Raw genomic sequence first — 15,913 nt, 5'->3', positions numbered from 1 at the left:
TATGAGACGATCATTAAGTCCCGTCTACGCGCATTGCAGATCAGGATCGTATGCGCGTCAGGAAGACGTCAAGGGTGACCTTTGTCCCATTAAGTTGCTTTAGCTGTGAGCCCCGCGTCTTCACGGGCACGGGCGTTGGGCCGTGGCCGATACTGGAGGGCGTTATGGAAACCGTCATCCTTGCTGTAGTCATCGCCCTGGTCGCGGTCGGCGCGCTCAGCGGCCTCGTGGTCAGCAGCCGCCGCAAGAAGCAGCTGCCGCCCGCGCCGCCGCCGTCGGCAGAACCGAAGATCACCGCCCCGCCGGCCGAGCCGCACGTCGGCGAGGAGGCGGAGGAACCCCGCGAAGAACCCCGCAGGACCATCGAGGAGGTCGACCTGCCGGAGGCGGCCACCGCCGTCGAGGCCCCGGAGGTCGAGGAGCCCACCGAGGTCGCCGGGGAACCGCTGGCCCCGCCCATCGAGGTACCGGAGCCCACCGCGGGCCGCCTGGTGCGGCTGCGCTCCCGGCTGTCCCGCTCCCAGACCACCCTCGGCAAGGGGCTGCTCACCCTGCTCTCCCGGGACCGCCTCGACGAGGACACCTGGGAGGAGATCGAGGACACCCTGCTCACCGCCGACGTCGGCGTGGCCCCCACCCAGGAACTGGTCGAGCGGCTGCGCACCCGCGTCAAGGTGCTGGGCACCCGCAGCCCCGAAGAACTGCGCACACTGCTGCGCGAGGAGCTGCTGGCGCTGGTCGGCACCGACATGGACCGTGTCCTGCACACCGAGAGCCCCCAGGACACCCCGGCCGTGCTGATGGTGGTCGGGGTCAACGGCACCGGCAAGACCACCACCACCGGCAAGCTGGCCCGGGTCCTGGTGGCCGACGGCCGCAGCGTGGTGCTGGGCGCCGCCGACACCTTCCGTGCCGCCGCCGCCGACCAGCTCCAGACCTGGGGCGAGCGGGTCGGCGCGCGCACCGTCCGCGGCCCGGAGGGCGGCGACCCGGCCTCCGTCGCCTTCGACGCGGTGAAGGAAGGTATCTCCGAGGGCGCCGACGTGGTGCTGATCGACACCGCAGGCCGCCTGCACACCAAGACCGGCCTGATGGACGAGCTGGGCAAGGTCAAGCGCGTCGTGGAGAAGCACGGCCCCGTGGACGAGGTGATCCTCGTCCTCGACGCCACCACCGGCCAGAACGGGCTGGTCCAGGCCCGCGTCTTCGCCGAGGTCGTGGACATCACGGGCATCGCCCTGACCAAGCTCGACGGCACCGCGAAGGGCGGCATCGTGGTCGCCGTCCAGCGGGAGCTGGGCGTACCGGTCAAGCTGGTCGGCCTCGGCGAGGGGCCGGACGACCTGGCGCCGTTCGAGCCGGAGGCGTTCGTCGACGCGCTGATCGGCGACTGACCGACACGTAACGGTAAGGGGCGCCCGCTTGTGCGGGCGCCCCTTACGCATGCCGGGATCACATCGTCCGCGCCAGCGTCCCGTGCCGATGGCACACGTACGCCAGCGTGCCCAGCAGCAGCCGGGCCTCCGGCGGCTGCCGGTCCGGAGAGGGCGGCCGCAGCCAGCGCACCGGCCCCAGCCCCCCGAGGTCCGACGGCGGGGCGGTGACGTGCTCACCCAGTCCCCGGCAGCGCAGATCGAGAGCGGCGCCGTCCCAGCCCATCCGGTAGAGCAGCCGCGGCAGCTCGTCCGCCGCGCCGGGCGCGACGAAGAACAGCGCACGGCCGTCCGGCGTGCCGATCACCGGGCCGAGCCGCAGTCCCATCCGCTCCAGCCGCACCATCGCCCGGCAGCCCGCCTCCTCGGCCACCTCCAACACATCGAACGTCCGCCCGGTGGGCAGCAGTACGGCCGCGCCCGGCGTCAACGCCCAGGCGACGCCGACCTGTTCACCGGTCGCGCCGGCCGGAATCTCGTCGGCGAAGTCCAACGCGTGGGCTCCGGGCGCCGCGCACCCCGGATCACCGCAACTGCACTGGCCACCGCCCCGGGTGGCGCGGGCACCAGGGGCCACCGCCCAGCCGTGCACCGCCGTGTACTCCGCGATCGTTGAGCGGACCGAGGCGCGGGTGCGGCGGCGCACGCCGGGAGTGATGTCCCGAATCTCCCGGAAGCTGCCGATCGTGAAGCCCATGTCACCTCCAACACTCGGAATTCGTCGATGGTTACGCCCGCCCGTCGCCCACCACCACCCTCGGTGGAGGCCCTGGCGGCACGGATCAGCGCGATATGTGGTTCGGGCTGCCTGCCCACGCCCCAGGGCCGACGCGCCGTCGGCGGCGGCGCGTCGGCGGCGCATCGCGGCGCGGGGTGTGGTGCGCGGTGTAGTGCGCGCCCTGGCGCGCTTCGCTCCACCCGGACCTGATGTTCATCTGTCAAGTGAATCGTGTGCGAGCAGGGAAGAGTTCATTCGAAGGGGTGGCGAATGGTGGCGATTTGGTATCTGCCCTCGCCGGATGGGTGATCACGGGATTACTTTCGGTTTACGAGCCCACGGAAGTCGCGCCGTCCGCGGGTATGCCGGAGGCAGAGAACGCACAGGCATTCGGTCACCGGGGGTGGCGCGTTGAGGACAAGGAGCCCCAACTGGCGGCATCCTTTGGACAGTTCGGCGAAGAGAAGTGGGATGGGGGCGTTCCGGTGGGCGGAAGCGTCACGAGCGGCGAGGCCGAGGCCAGCGGCGTCGCGGAGAAGCAGGCCAACGAACAACTGCGTTCGTGGTTCGTCCGCAGCGGTTGGTCCAAGGGCGAGCTGGCCCGTCAGGTCAACCGCCGGGCGCGGCAGATCGGCGCGCACCACGTCAGCACCGACACCTCCCGGGTGCGGCGCTGGCTGGACGGCGAGCAGCCGCGCGAGCCGATCCCGAGAATCCTCTCCGAGCTGTTCTCCGAGCGGTTCGGCTCGGTCGTCGCCATCGAGGACCTCGGCCTGCGCAGCGCGCACCAGCCCCCCGCCACCTCCGGTGTCGACCTGCCCTGGGCGGGGCCCCAAACCGTCGAGCTGATCAGCGAGTTCTCCCGCAGCGACCTGATGCTGGGGCGGCGCGGCTTCCTCGGCGCCTCGCTGGCGCTGTCCGCCGGGCCCGCGCTGATCGAGCCGATGCAGCGCTGGCTGGTGCCCACCCCGGCGGCCGACGCCGTCCCGCCCTCCCGCACCCCGCGCGCCGAGCGGTCGTCCCGGCCCACCAAGCTCTCCGGCCCCGAGCTGGACCTGCTGGAGGCCACCACGGTCATGTTCCGCCAGTGGGACGCCCAGTGCGGCGGCGGCCTGCGCCGCAAGGCGGTCGTCGGGCAGCTGCACGAGGTGACCGACCTGCTCCAGGAGAGCCATCCGGAACCGGTTTCCAGGCGGTTGTTCAAGGTCACCGCCGAACTCGCCGAACTCGCCGGGTGGATGAGCTACGACGTGGGCCTACAGCCCAGCGCGCAGAAGTACTTCGTGCTCGCGCTGCACGCCGCGAAGGAGGCCGGGGACCGCCCGCTCGGCGCCTATGTGCTGTCCAACATGAGCCGCCAGATGCTCCACCTCGGCCGTCCCGACGACGCGTTGGAGCTTATCCACCTCGCCCAGTACGGCAGCCGGGACACCGCCACCGCCACCACGCAGTCGATGCTCTACGCGATGGAGGCCCGCGCCTACGCCAGCATGGGCCAGGTGCAGAAGTGCCACCGCGCGGTGCGGATGGCCGAGGACACCTTCACCGACCGCCACCCGGACGAGGACCCGGACTGGATGCGGTTCTTCTCCGAGGCCGAGCTGAACGCGGAGAACGCGCACTCCTACCGTGACCTGGCGTACGTCGCGGGCCGCAGCCCCACATACGCCTCGCTGGCGCAGCCGGTGATGGAGCGTGCCGTGGAACTGTTCGCCCAGGACCCGGAGCACCAGCGCAGCTACGCCCTGAACCTCATCGGCATGGCCAGCGTCCATCTGCTCCAGAAGGACCCCGAGCACGCCTCCGAGCTGGCCGTGCAGGCGATCGGCGTCGCCAGGAGGATCCGTTCCGAGCGGGTGAACACCCGCATCCGCCGCACCACCGACACCGCTGTGCGCGACTTCGGGCAGGTGGCCGAGGTTGTCGCGCTCAGCGACCGGCTGCGCACCGACCTTCCCGACGACTACGAGCAGGATCCGGCGGCCCAGGCCGTGTGATGTGACGGACCCCTTCACTCCGGCCGCGGCGGCCACCCCGATCAGCCCGACTAGGCTCCCCCACCGCCAGGTCGACGGGCAACCGCCGCGGCCGGTTCTGTCTGCGCGTCGAAGGGCCCGCCAGTGGCCTGTAGCAGCCAGCGGGTACCGGTATACGGAGTACCGCGTTCACCATGACCGGCGCGGACCGGTTCACTCGGCCGTAACACGCGCGCCATCTTCGTCACGGCGGCGAAACACCGCACGGCGGCGACTGAAACCCGGCTGGGCCACGCTCTAGGCGATAACCGGCCCTTTCATTCCCCCACGCCAACGCGGGCCGTACCGACGACGAGGAGGCGCCGATGCCAGCCGGCATCTTGACGACGCTCGCTGCCGACAAGCCCGTACTTGACACGGGCCATACCGCGTTCATGCTGATCAGCGCCGCCCTGGTGATGGTGATGACGCCAGGGCTCGCCTTCTTCTACGGCGGCATGGTCCGGGTCAAGAGTGTGCTGAACATGCTGATGATGAGCTTCATCAGCCTCGGCATCATCACCATCTTGTGGACCCTGTTCGGCTTCAGCCTCGCGTTCGGTACCGACCACGGCGGTTTCATCGGCGGCACCGACTGGCTGGGCATGCGGCACATAGGGATCACCCAGCTGTGGCCCGGCTACGGCATCCCGATCTATGTGTTCGCCGTCTTCCAGCTGATGTTCGCGGTGATCACCCCGGCGCTGATCAGCGGTGCGCTGGCGGACCGGGTCAGGTTCACCGCGTGGGCGCTGTTCATCACACTGTGGGCGATCGTGGTGTACTTCCCGGTCGCGCACTGGGTGTGGGGCACCGGCGGCTGGCTGGCCAAGCTCGGCGTGATCGACTTCGCGGGCGGTACCGCGGTGCACATCAACGCGGGCGCCGCGGCGCTCGGGGTCATCCTCGTCATCGGCAAGCGGGTCGGCTTCAAGCGCGATCCGTTCCGGCCGCACAACCTGCCGCTGGTGATGCTCGGCGCGGGACTGCTGTGGTTCGGCTGGTTCGGCTTCAACGCGGGCTCGTGGCTGGGCGCTGACGGCGTCGCCGCGGTCGCGTTCACCAACACCCAGGTCGCCACCGCCGCCGCCATGCTCGGCTGGCTCGGCTACGAGCGGATCCGGCACGGCTCCTTCACCACCCTGGGCGCCGCATCCGGCGCGGTGGCGGGCCTGGTCGCGATCACCCCGGCCTGCGGCTCGGTCTCGCCGATGGGCGCGATCGCGGTCGGCGTGATCGCCGGTGTGCTGTGCGCCTGGGCGGTGGGGCTGAAGTTCAAGCTCGGCTACGACGACTCGCTCGACGTCGTCGGCGTGCACATGGTCGGCGGCATCGTCGGCTCGCTGCTGATCGGGCTGTTCGCCACCGGCGGTGTCGGCCAGACCGCCAAGGGCCTGTTCTACGGAGGCGGGTTCGGGCAACTCGGCAAGCAGGCCGTCGGTGTCGTCTGCGTCCTGCTGTACTCGCTGGTGGTCTCCGCGGTCCTCGCCAAGGTGATCGACCTGGTGATGGGCTTCAGGGTCAGCGAGGACGACGAGGTCTCCGGCATCGACCAGTGCGAACACGCCGAAACCGGTTACGACTTCGCCGGGGTCGGCTCCGCCGCCCGGCTCGGCGGCCTCCCGGTGGCGGCCGAGAGCAAGGCGGTCACCGGCAAGAAGAACGAGACCGCTTCCCCGGCCCAGGCCGCGGAGCCGAAGGTGGACGCATGAAACTCATCACCGCAGTCATCAAGCCGCACCGCCTCGACGAGGTGAAGACCGCCCTCCAGGACTTCGGGGTGCAGGGCCTGACCGTCACCGAGGCCAGCGGGTACGGCCGCCAGCGCGGTCACACCGAGGTCTACCGCGGCGCCGAGTACACCGTCGACCTGGTGCCCAAGATCCGCATAGAGGTCCTGGCGGAGGACGCCGACGCCGACGAGCTGATCGAGGTCCTGGTGAAGGCCGCCAGGACCGGCAAGATCGGCGACGGCAAGGTGTGGAGCGTCCCCGTGGACACCGCGGTCCGGGTGCGGACCGGCGAGCGCGGCCCCGACGCCCTGTAGGCCCGCGCGGACGACCCACCCTGGACGATGCGGAATCGCGCCTGGCATTGGGAGACCGTATGACTGACCGTGCCGTCCCGGAGGCCTCCGGGACCCCCCACCGTGTACCGGACGGCGCACGGTCGCCCGATGCCGGCTATGCGGCGGCCCGGCTGGCCCTGCTCAACGAGGAGGGCCAGCCAGGGCCGTCGCGCCGTGCCACGCTCGCCGACCTGACCGACCGGTGGCTCACCGGACTCTTCCCGACCCGGCCCACCGGTACCGCACTGGTCGCCGTCGGAGGCTACGGGCGCGGCGAACTCTCCCCGCGCAGCGACCTGGACCTGCTGCTGCTACACGACGGCACGGCCGGCACCCGCGAGGTCTCCGCGCTCGCCGACCGCCTGTGGTACCCGGTGTGGGACCTCGGCCTGGCCCTGGACCACTCGGTGCGTACCCCCGCCGAGGCCCGCAAGACCGCCGAGGACGACCTGAAGGTGCAGCTCGGCCTGCTCGACGCACGCCACATCGCGGGCGACCCGGCGATCACCGCCGCCCTGCGCACCGCCGTGTTCGCCGACTGGCGCGCACAGGCCCCCAAACGGCTGCCCGAACTGCACGAGCTGTGCCTGCAACGGGCGGCCCGCCAGGGCGAGTTGGCCCATCTGCTGGAACCCGACCTGAAGGAGGCGCGCGGCGGACTGCGCGACGCGACCGTGCTGCGCGCCGTCGCCGCCTCCTGGCTGGCCGACGCCCCCCGCGAGGGCCTGGCCGAGGCCCGCACCCGGCTGCTGGACACCCGCGACGCGCTGCACCTGGTCACCGGGCGCGCCACCGACCGGCTGAGCCTGCAGGAGCAGGACCAGGTCGCCTCCTGGCTGGGCGTGCTGGACGCCGACACACTGCTGCGGCAGGTGTACGAGGCGGCCCGCACGGTGGCGTACGCGAGCGACGTGACCTGGCGCGCGGTCGGCCGGGTGCTGCGCGCACGGTCGGCGCGGCCCCGCAAACGGTTCCTGGGGCGCGGCCGCGTGGAGCCGGTGGACGTGGAGCGGGTGCCGCTGGCCGAGGGCGTGGTGGAGCAGGAGGGCGAGGCGGTGCTGGCCCGCACCGCCCGGCCGGAGCGTGACCCGGTGCTGCCGCTGCGCGCGGCGGCCGCCGCCGCCCAGGCGGGCCTGCCGATCTCGGTGCCCGCGGTACGGGCGCTGGCCGCCGCCGCGCCCGCGCTGCCGGTGCCGTGGCCCGCGGAGGCCCGGGAGCAACTGGTCACGCTGCTCGGCGCCGGGCAGGCCACGGTGCCGGTGTGGGAGGCGCTGGAGGCCGAGGGACTGATCACCGGGCTGCTGCCGGACTGGGAGCGGGTGCGCTGCCGCCCGCAGCGAAACCCCGTACACCGCTGGACGGTTGACCGGCACCTGGTCGAGACCGCCGTGCAGGCGGCGAGGCTGACCCGCCAGGTCGGCCGCCCCGACCTGCTGCTGATCGGCGCACTGCTGCACGACATCGGCAAGGGCTGGCCGGGCGACCACTGCGTGGCGGGCGAGGTCATCGCCCGGGACGTGGCCGCGCGCCTGGGCTTCGGCCGCGCCGACGCCGACACCCTCGCCCTGCTGGTACGGCACCATCTGCTGCTCATCGAGACGGCCACCCGGCGCGACCTGGACGATCCGGCCACCGTCGAGTCGGTGGCGAAGGCGGTCAGGTCGGTGGAGTGCCTCGACCTGTTGCACGCGCTGACCCAGGCCGACGCGCTCGCTACCGGGCCGGCGGCGTGGAGCGCGTGGCGGGCCTCGCTCGTCGCCGACCTGGTGCGCCGGGTGGCGGGGCTACTGGCGGGTGAGGCGCCGCCGGGGCCGCCGACCCGGGAGCTGTCGGCCGAGGAGGAGCGGCTGGCGGTCGAGGCGGCACGCACCGGCGCCCCGGTGCTGGCGCTGCGGGCCGAGTCGGAGCCGGTGGCGGAGGACGGCACCGAGCCGGTCGGCGTGGAACTGCTGCTGGCGGTGCCGGACCGGCCCGGGCTGCTGCCCGCGGCGGCGGGCGTACTGGCGCTGCACCGGCTGACGGTGCGCGCGGCGGACCTGCGCACCGCGGACCCGATCGGGGCGGGCCTGGTGACCCTGCTCAGCTGGCGGGTGGCGGCGGAGTTCGGCTCGCTGCCGGAGGTGGCCCGGCTGCGGGCCGACTTCGCGCGGGCCTTCGAGGGGTCCTTGGACATCGAGTCCCGGCTGGCGGAGCGCGAGGCCGCCTATCCGCGCCGCAGGGGCGTTCCGGCGCCGCCGCCGAGAGTGACGGTGGTGGGCGGCACCTCCGAGGTGGCCACCGTGATCGAGGTCCGGGCGCAGGACGCGCCGGGGCTGCTGCACCGCATCGGCCGCGCCCTGGAGGACGCGGCCGGGGTGGCGGTGCGCTCGGCGCGGATCAGCACACTGGGCGCCAACGCGGTGGACGCGTTCTACGTGGTGGGCCTGGACGGCACCCCGCTTCCGCCGGACCAGGCGGCAGAGGTGGCCCGGGAGCTGGAGGCGGCGCTGGGTTGACGCGCTGCGGTGGCGGTCCGTCCGGGGCGAGCCGCTGCCGGTGGGCGCCCGTACTGTTGCGAAGCCGCGCCAGTACGCCCGCTTCGCGGTCCCACGTACCCGATCACCCCACGGGCAACTCCAAGCTCGGGACTGAGCGGATTTACCACCCTCTCCACGCTTCTCCACCGCTGGCCGGACCGCGGTGGAGACCGCACCTGGACTGTCCGGATACCCTGGAGGGCGATATCCGCCCGCCGCCGACCCGAGGATCCGCGACGCCGTGTTCGACACTCTCTCCGATCGCCTCGCAGCGACCTTCAAGAACCTCCGGGGCAAGGGCCGCCTGTCCGAGGCGGACATCGACGCCACCGCGCGTGAGATCCGCATCGCGCTGCTGGAGGCGGACGTCGCGCTCCCCGCGGTCCGCGCGTTCATCAAGCAGGTCAAGGAGCGGGCGCTAGGCGCCGAGGTCTCGCAGGCGCTCAACCCGGCCCAGCAGGTCATCAAGATCGTCAACGAGGAGCTGATCGGCATCCTCGGCGGCGAGACCCGCCGGCTGCGGTTCGCCAAGACCCCGCCGACCGTGATCATGCTGGCCGGTCTCCAGGGCGCCGGTAAGACCACGCTCGCCGGAAAGCTCGGCAGCTGGCTCAAGGGCCAGGGACACACCCCGCTGCTGGTCGCCTGTGACCTCCAGCGTCCGAACGCGGTCAACCAGCTCGCGGTCGTCGCCGAGCGGGCGGGCGTCGCGGTCTACGCGCCCGAGCCGGGCAACGGCGTCGGCGACCCGGTGAAGGTCGCCAAGGACTCCATCGAGTACGCGCGCACCAAGCAGCACGACGTGGTCATCGTGGACACCGCGGGCCGCCTCGGCATCGACCAGGAGCTGATGCAGCAGGCCGCGGACATCCGCGACGCGGTCAGCCCGGACGAGATCCTCTTCGTCGTCGACGCCATGATCGGTCAGGACGCGGTCAACACCGCCCAGGCCTTCCTCGACGGCGTCGGCTTCGACGGCGTGGTGCTCTCCAAGCTCGACGGTGACGCGCGCGGTGGCGCCGCGCTGTCGGTGGCGCACGTCACCGGCAAGCAGATCATGTTCGCCTCCAACGGCGAGAAGCTGGACGACTTCGACGCGTTCCACCCGGACCGCATGGCGTCCCGCATCCTGGGCATGGGCGATGTGCTCAGCCTGATCGAGAAGGCCGAGCAGACCTTCAGCCAGGCCGAGGCCGAGAAGATGGCGGCCAAGCTGGCGAAGGGCCCCAAGGAGTTCACCCTCGACGACTTCCTCCAGCAGATGGAGCAGGTCCGCAAGATGGGGTCCATCTCCAAGCTGCTCGGCATGCTGCCGGGGATGAACCAGATCAAGGACCAGATCAACAACCTGGACGAGCGGGACGTGGACCGCACCGCCGCGATCATCAAGTCGATGACCCCGGCCGAGCGCACCGACCCGACGATCATCAACGGCTCGCGCCGGGCCCGTATCGCCCGGGGTTCCGGCGTCGAGGTGGGCGCGGTCAAGAACCTGGTGGAGCGGTTCTTCGACGCCCGCAAGATGATGTCCCGCATGGCGCAGGGCGGCATGCCGGGGATGCCCGGGATGCCGGGCATGCCGGGCCTGGGGGGCGGGGCCCGCAACAAGAAGAAGGCCAAGCCCGCCAAGGGCAAGCAGCGCAGCGGCAACCCGATGAAGCGCAAGGCCGACGAGGCCGCGGCCGCCGCCCGCCGCGAACAGCAGCCCGACAACCCGTTCGGCCTCCCGGCGGGCGACGACGGCAAGTTCGAACTGCCCGACGAGTTCAAGAAGTTCATGGGCTGACCGGGGGCCGCGACCGATCACCATGCGCGTTCACATCAGGCCGCCACGACCAGCGGATGCGACGGCCTACGCCGAGGCCGTCACCCGGTCCGCCGAGCACATCGGCGCCTGGAACCCGGTCGACCCCAACGGGTTCGCCGAGCTGCTGCGCAACCAGGGGCCGACGCTCCAGACCTTCCTGGTCGTCAACGACGAGGACGGCGGCCTCGTCGGCAAGTGCAACGTCGCCAACATCGTGCGCGGCCGGTTCCGCAACGGCGCCCTCGGCTACGACTCGTACCTGCCGTACGCGGGCACCGGCCGGATGACCGAGGGCATGCGCCAGGTGATCGACCGGTGCTTCGCCCACCCGTCACCCACCACGCCCAACGCGGGTTCTTCGGGCCGCGGCCCCGACGCCGCGGACGGCCTGGCGCTGCACCGTCTGGAGATCAACATCCAGCCGGACAACGTCCGTTCCATCGCGCTGGCCAAGCGGCTCGGGTTCCGGCACGAGGGCTTCTCGCCGCGCATGCTCTACATCAACGGCGCCTGGCGGGACCACGAGCGGTTCGCGCTCACCGCCGAGGAGTGGCCCGGCCTGTGAGCCCGCGCGGACGAGGACGTTCCGGGTAGGGGTCCCGCCGCCTGTCAGAGCTTGTCCGTATGGTCGAACCATGACCAACTCCGTACCGCCCCGACAGAGCCCGGACCAGCCGTGGCGGTCGGAGGGCGCGCCACCGCCGCCCCCGCCGCAGCGGCCGCGCCGGCGGCTGGGCGGCTGGGGCGGCATGATCCTGACCGCCCTGGCCGTCTTCCTGATCACCGACGCGCTGCTGTCGTTCTTCGGCGGCCCGACCAGCCAGTCGATCTCGTACACCGAGTTCAGCAAGCAGCTCGGCGCGGGCAACATCACCAAGATCTACGCCAAGGGCGACGCGATCCAGGGCGAACTCAAGAGCAGCGCGCCGGTCCCCTCGGGCAAGGGCACGTACAAGAACTTCGACACCCAGCGCCCGTCCTTCGCCGACGACAAGCTCTGGTCCCAGCTGACCAAGCACAACGTCACGGTCACCGCCGAACCCGTGGTGCAGCAGCGCAGCTTCCTCGCCAACCTGCTGCTGTCGCTGGCCCCCATGCTGCTCCTGGTCGCACTGTGGATCATCATCGCGCGGCGGATGAGCGGAGCGCTCAGCGGCGGTCTCGGCGGACTGGGCCGCAAGGCCCCGCCCAAGCCGGTGGCGCCCGAGGAGGGCAGGCGCACCACCTTCGACGACGTCGCCGGGATCGACGAGGTCGAGGCGGAGCTGAGCGAGGTGGTCGACTTCCTCAAACGGCCCGACGCCTACCGCAGACTGGGCGCCCGGATGCCGCGCGGCGTACTGCTCGCCGGACCGCCCGGCACCGGCAAGACACTGCTGGCCCGCGCCGTGGCCGGCGAGGCGGACGTACCGTTCTTCTCCGCCTCGGCCTCCGAGTTCATCGAGATGATCGTCGGTGTCGGGGCCAGCCGGGTCCGCGAACTGTTCAACGAGGCCCGCAAGGTCGCCCCCGCGATCATCTTCATCGACGAGATCGACACCATCGGCCGGGCACGCGGCAGCGGCAGCGGCATGGGCGGCCACGACGAGCGCGAGCAGACGCTCAATCAGATCCTCACCGAGATGGACGGGTTCTCCGGCTCCGAGGGCGTGGTCGTGCTCGCCGCCACCAACCGCGCCGACGTCCTCGACCCCGCGCTGCTGCGGCCCGGCCGCTTCGACCGCACCGTGCAGGTCAGCCCACCGGACCGGGCCGGGCGGGAGGCGATCTTGCGCATCCACACCCGCGACGTACCGCTGGGCCAGCAGGTCGACCTCGCCCACGTCGCCCGCTCCACCCCGGGAATGACCGGTGCGGAACTGGCCAACCTGGCCAACGAGGCGGCCCTGCTCGCCGTCAAGCGCAACCTGGACGCCGTCGGTCAACCCGAGCTGTCCGACGCCCTGGAAAAGGTCCAACTCGGCGCCGAACGCCCCCTGGTGATGCCCTACGAGGAACGTCGGCGCACCGCCTACCACGAGAGCGGACACGCGCTGCTCGGCATGCTGCAACCGGGAGCGGACCCGGTCCGCAAGGTCACCATCGTGCCGCGCGGCCGGGCGCTGGGCGTCACCCTGTCCACTCCCGACGCCGACCGCTACGCCTACACCGAGGAGTACCTGCGCGGCCGGATCATCGGCGCGCTGGGCGGCATGGCCGCCGAGCAGACCGTCTTCGGCGTCATCACCACCGGCGCCGAGAGCGACCTGGAGCAGGTCACCAACATCGTGCGCGGCATGGTCGCCCGCTGGGGAATGAGCGAACGCATCGGCCGGCTCACCGCCCTGCCGCAGGACGCCCAGCAGGCCTACGGGCTGGCCGCCGCGCCCGCCACCCTCGACGCGGTCGACGCGGAGATGCGGCGCATCGTGGACGAGTGCTACGAGCACGCGTGCCGCCTGCTCACCGAGCACCGGCCCCAACTCGACGCGCTCGCCGAGGCGTTGCTGGAGCGCGAGACGCTGGAGGAGGACGAGGCGTACCGGACCGCGGGCATCCCGCGCCCGGAACGGACGGACAGCTGACGTTCCGCTCGGTGGGCGCCGCGGCCGGCCTCCGCCGTACCGGCGCTCAGGCCCGTGCGAGCACGTACCGGAAGACGTTCTCCATCCGGACCGTGCCGTCCGGGCGGCGGTAGGGGTGCAGCGCCTCGGCCAGCTCCTTGTCGACCTGGGGGCGGTCGGTGGCCTCGACCGCCGCGTCGAACAGACCGGTGGACACCAGCCCCCGCACCGCGCTGTCCATGTCCGGGTAGCCGAACGGGCACGCCACCCGCCCCGAACCGTCCAACCGCAGCCCGGCCATGCGCGCGGTGTCCTCAAGGCCGTCCCGTACGCTCACCCGCACCGGCTCCGCCAGCCCTGCCAGCCGCTCCGCGACCCGCAGCACCCGCGCCGTGGCACACCGCTCGGGCGGACCCCAGCCGGCCAGCACCACCGCCGCCCCCCGCTGCGCCAGCCCGCCCGCCGCCCGCAGCGCGGGGACCAGCCACTCCCCGGGCAGCGCCGGATCGAACGCCGTCACCACCGTGAACGCGGCGGCACCGGGCACCGCCGCACCCTCCGGACCGCCCAGCACCAGCCGCGCCTGCCCGTAGTCGGCCCGCCGCGCACCCCACTGCGGCGCGGGCAGCAGCCGCTCCCGGGCCAACGCCAGCCGCCGCCCGTCCCGGTCCACCCCGGTCACCGCCGCGCCCCGCGCCGCGGCCAGCAGCAGCGCCAGACCGGCACCGCAACCGATGCCCAGCAGGCGGGTGCGCGGCCCCACCTCAAGCCGTTCGTACACGGCCTCGTACAGCGGCACCAGCATCCGCTCCTGGATCTCCGCCCAGTCACGCGCGCCGCCATCGGAACGCTCCGGCCGTGCGGTCAGCCCGGGCGCGGAGGAAACGAGCATGGGTGTCATCGAGCGGCCTCATTCCAGCGAGTCGTCGTCGAGTGCCCCCGTCTGCGCCTCACGTCGTGCGCCAGACCCCCCGCAAGCCAGGGAACTCCGCTTCCCGTCCGTAGTCCAGAGGCTACGCAGGAGCGCTTGAACGCGCCCTCTGTGCGCCCCCCTCCGCCGTACCCGGGCGGCCCGTGCGCGGCGCCCCGCCCGAGCCCGGGAGGACGGCCGATTCACGCTCGGGCGCGCCCTGCCCGTACGATCTGCGCCATGGCAAAGGCTCCCGTACTCACTCCCCAGGCGGACGATTTCCCCCGCTGGTACCAGGACTTGATCAACAAGGCCGAGCTGGCCGACAACGGCCCGGTGCGCGGCACCATGGTCATCCGACCGTACGGGTACGGGCTGTGGGAGCGGATGCAGCAGGAGATGGACGCGCGGATCAAGGACGCGGGCGCGCAGAACGCGTACTTCCCGCTGTTCATCCCGCAGTCCTACCTGACCAAGGAGGCCGAGCACGTCGAGGGCTTCGCCCCCGAACTGGCCGTGGTCACCCACGCGGGCGGCAAGGACCTGGAGGAGCCGGTGGTCGTCCGGCCCACCTCCGAGACGATCATCAACGAGTACTTCTCCAAGTGGGTGCAGAGCTACCGCGACCTGCCGCTGCTGGTCAACCAGTGGGCGAACGTGGTGCGTTGGGAGATGCGCCCGCGGGTCTTCCTGCGCACCACCGAGTTCCTCTGGCAGGAGGGCCACACCGCGCACGCCTCCTACGAGGACGCCCGCGACTACGCCGCCCGCATCCACCGCGAGGTCTACGGCGACTTCATGACCAACGTCCTGGCCATCGACGTGGTGCTGGGCCGCAAGACCGCCAAGGAGCGCTTCGCGGGCGCGATCAACACCCTCACCCTCGAAGCGATGATGGGCGACGGCAAGGCCCTGCAGATGGGCACCAGCCATGAGCTGGGCCAGAACTTCGCCCGCGCCTTCGAGACCCAGTACCTGTCCAAGGACGGACGGCAGGAACTCGTCTGGCAGACCTCCTGGGGCGTGTCCACCCGTATGGTCGGCGGACTGATCATGTCCCACGGCGACGACAACGGGCTGCGGGTCCCGCCGCGGCTGGCCCCGATCCAGGCCGTGGTCCTCGCCATCAAGGGCGACGACGCGGTGATCGCCAAGGTCCGCGAGATCGGCGACCAGCTCAAGGCCGCGGGCGTCCGGGTCCAGGTGGACGACCGCACCGACACCCCGTTCGGCCGCCGCGCCGTCGACTGGGAGCTCAAGGGCGTCCCGGTGCGCATCGAGGTCGGCCCGCGCGACCTGGAGAACGGCACCGCCATGCTGGCCCGGCGCATCCCCGGCGGCAAGGAGCCGGTGGCCCTCGACGGGCTCGCCGCGGTGCTGCCGAAGGTGCTGGAGGAGGACCAGGCGCTGCTGCTGCGGCAGTCGCGCGAGCGGCGCGAGGCCCGTACCACCGACGTGGCCACCATCGACGAGGCCGCCGAGGCGGCACAGACCGGTTGGGCCCGCATCCCGTGGGCCAAGCTGGGCCCGGAGGGCGAGGCCAGGCTTGCCGAGCAGAGCGTCACCGTGCGCTGCCTGGTGAGTGAGGACGGGTCGGTGCCGCAGGCCGACGACGCACCCGGTACGGTCGCCTTGGTGTCCCGGGCGTACTGAGCCCGGCCAGCCGGTCCCGTACCGACCACACGGGACCGCACACAACACGAATAGCGAGCCACAAGACGGGGCGTACCACCGCGATGTCCCGGGGAGCCATCCCCGGCGGCGCCGCAGTGGTACGCCCCGGCTTGTTCCACGGACGCACAGCTCATCCACAGACGTCCGCACCCGCCCTCAGTCGGATGCATGAGCCCGAACTGACGAGTACGTGCAAATTATTTGGGATAGCCCCGGAATCGGAACACAG

Annotated in this window: 11 protein-coding genes; 9 read left to right on the top strand and 2 right to left on the bottom strand. The window is 72.0% G+C overall.

Features of this window, described 5'->3' with window-relative positions:
• Nucleotides 1-164: 164 nt before the first annotated feature.
• Nucleotides 165-1,394, top strand: coding sequence for a signal recognition particle-docking protein FtsY (gene ftsY, locus O5O46_RS31345; RefSeq protein WP_269859026.1), 1,230 nt, complete (start codon nucleotides 165-167; stop codon nucleotides 1,392-1,394).
• Nucleotides 1,395-1,452: 58 nt separating this feature from the next.
• Here the strand turns inward: ftsY and O5O46_RS31340 are convergent, their stop codons facing one another.
• The gene (locus O5O46_RS31340) at nucleotides 1,453-2,130 is read right to left on the bottom strand and encodes a bifunctional DNA primase/polymerase (protein WP_269859025.1); all 678 of its coding nucleotides are present in this window, start codon (nucleotides 2,128-2,130) and stop codon (nucleotides 1,453-1,455) included.
• A 506-nt stretch (nucleotides 2,131-2,636) separates the two neighbouring features.
• Between O5O46_RS31340 and nsdA the strand changes: the two genes are divergently transcribed.
• The 7 genes from nsdA (at nucleotide 2,637) to ftsH (ending at nucleotide 13,121) form a co-directional block, all read left to right on the top strand.
• Nucleotides 2,637-4,148, top strand: coding sequence for a transcriptional repressor NsdA (nsdA, locus tag O5O46_RS31335; RefSeq protein WP_269859024.1), 1,512 nt, complete (start codon nucleotides 2,637-2,639; stop codon nucleotides 4,146-4,148).
• 344 nt (nucleotides 4,149-4,492) lie between these two features.
• Nucleotides 4,493-5,878 carry an ammonium transporter gene (locus tag O5O46_RS31330; RefSeq protein WP_269859023.1) on the top strand — a complete coding sequence of 462 codons (1,386 nt, stop codon included), beginning with the start codon at nucleotides 4,493-4,495 and terminating at the stop codon, nucleotides 5,876-5,878.
• The gene (locus O5O46_RS31325) at nucleotides 5,875-6,213 is read left to right on the top strand and encodes a P-II family nitrogen regulator (protein WP_269859022.1); all 339 of its coding nucleotides are present in this window, start codon (nucleotides 5,875-5,877) and stop codon (nucleotides 6,211-6,213) included. The genes O5O46_RS31330 and O5O46_RS31325 overlap by 4 nt, the downstream gene beginning before the upstream one ends.
• Nucleotides 6,214-6,272: 59 nt before the next feature.
• A complete protein-coding gene (locus O5O46_RS31320) occupies nucleotides 6,273-8,729 on the top strand; it encodes a [protein-PII] uridylyltransferase (protein ID WP_269859021.1) in 2,457 nt (818 codons plus the stop codon).
• Nucleotides 8,730-8,991: 262 nt separating this feature from the next.
• Nucleotides 8,992-10,536, top strand: a complete 1,545-nt coding sequence (ffh, locus tag O5O46_RS31315; protein WP_269859020.1) for a signal recognition particle protein — start codon at nucleotides 8,992-8,994, stop codon at nucleotides 10,534-10,536.
• Between the two features lie 22 nt (nucleotides 10,537-10,558).
• Complete coding sequence (locus O5O46_RS31310; protein WP_269859019.1) at nucleotides 10,559-11,122, top strand: GNAT family N-acetyltransferase; 564 nt, start codon at nucleotides 10,559-10,561, stop codon at nucleotides 11,120-11,122.
• Nucleotides 11,123-11,192: 70 nt separating this feature from the next.
• Nucleotides 11,193-13,121 (top strand): ATP-dependent zinc metalloprotease FtsH, encoded by a 1,929-nt coding sequence (gene ftsH, locus O5O46_RS31305; RefSeq protein ID WP_269859018.1) that lies wholly within the window; start codon nucleotides 11,193-11,195, stop codon nucleotides 13,119-13,121.
• Nucleotides 13,122-13,167: 46 nt separating this feature from the next.
• On the opposite strand, the gene O5O46_RS31300 is transcribed toward ftsH, so the two are convergent.
• Nucleotides 13,168-14,001, bottom strand: a complete 834-nt coding sequence (locus O5O46_RS31300; RefSeq protein WP_443072672.1) for an SAM-dependent methyltransferase — start codon at nucleotides 13,999-14,001, stop codon at nucleotides 13,168-13,170.
• 249 nt (nucleotides 14,002-14,250) lie between these two features.
• Between O5O46_RS31300 and proS the strand changes: the two genes are divergently transcribed.
• Nucleotides 14,251-15,663, top strand: coding sequence for a proline--tRNA ligase (gene proS, locus O5O46_RS31295; RefSeq protein ID WP_269859017.1), 1,413 nt, complete (start codon nucleotides 14,251-14,253; stop codon nucleotides 15,661-15,663).
• Nucleotides 15,664-15,913: the final 250 nt, after the last annotated feature.

This window comes from Streptomyces sp. RPT161, assembly GCF_027533845.1.
In the GTDB taxonomy this organism is placed as follows: Bacteria; Actinomycetota; Actinomycetes; order Streptomycetales; family Streptomycetaceae; genus Streptantibioticus_A; species Streptantibioticus_A silvisoli_A.
This window is presented reverse-complemented; position numbering and strand designations above follow the sequence as displayed.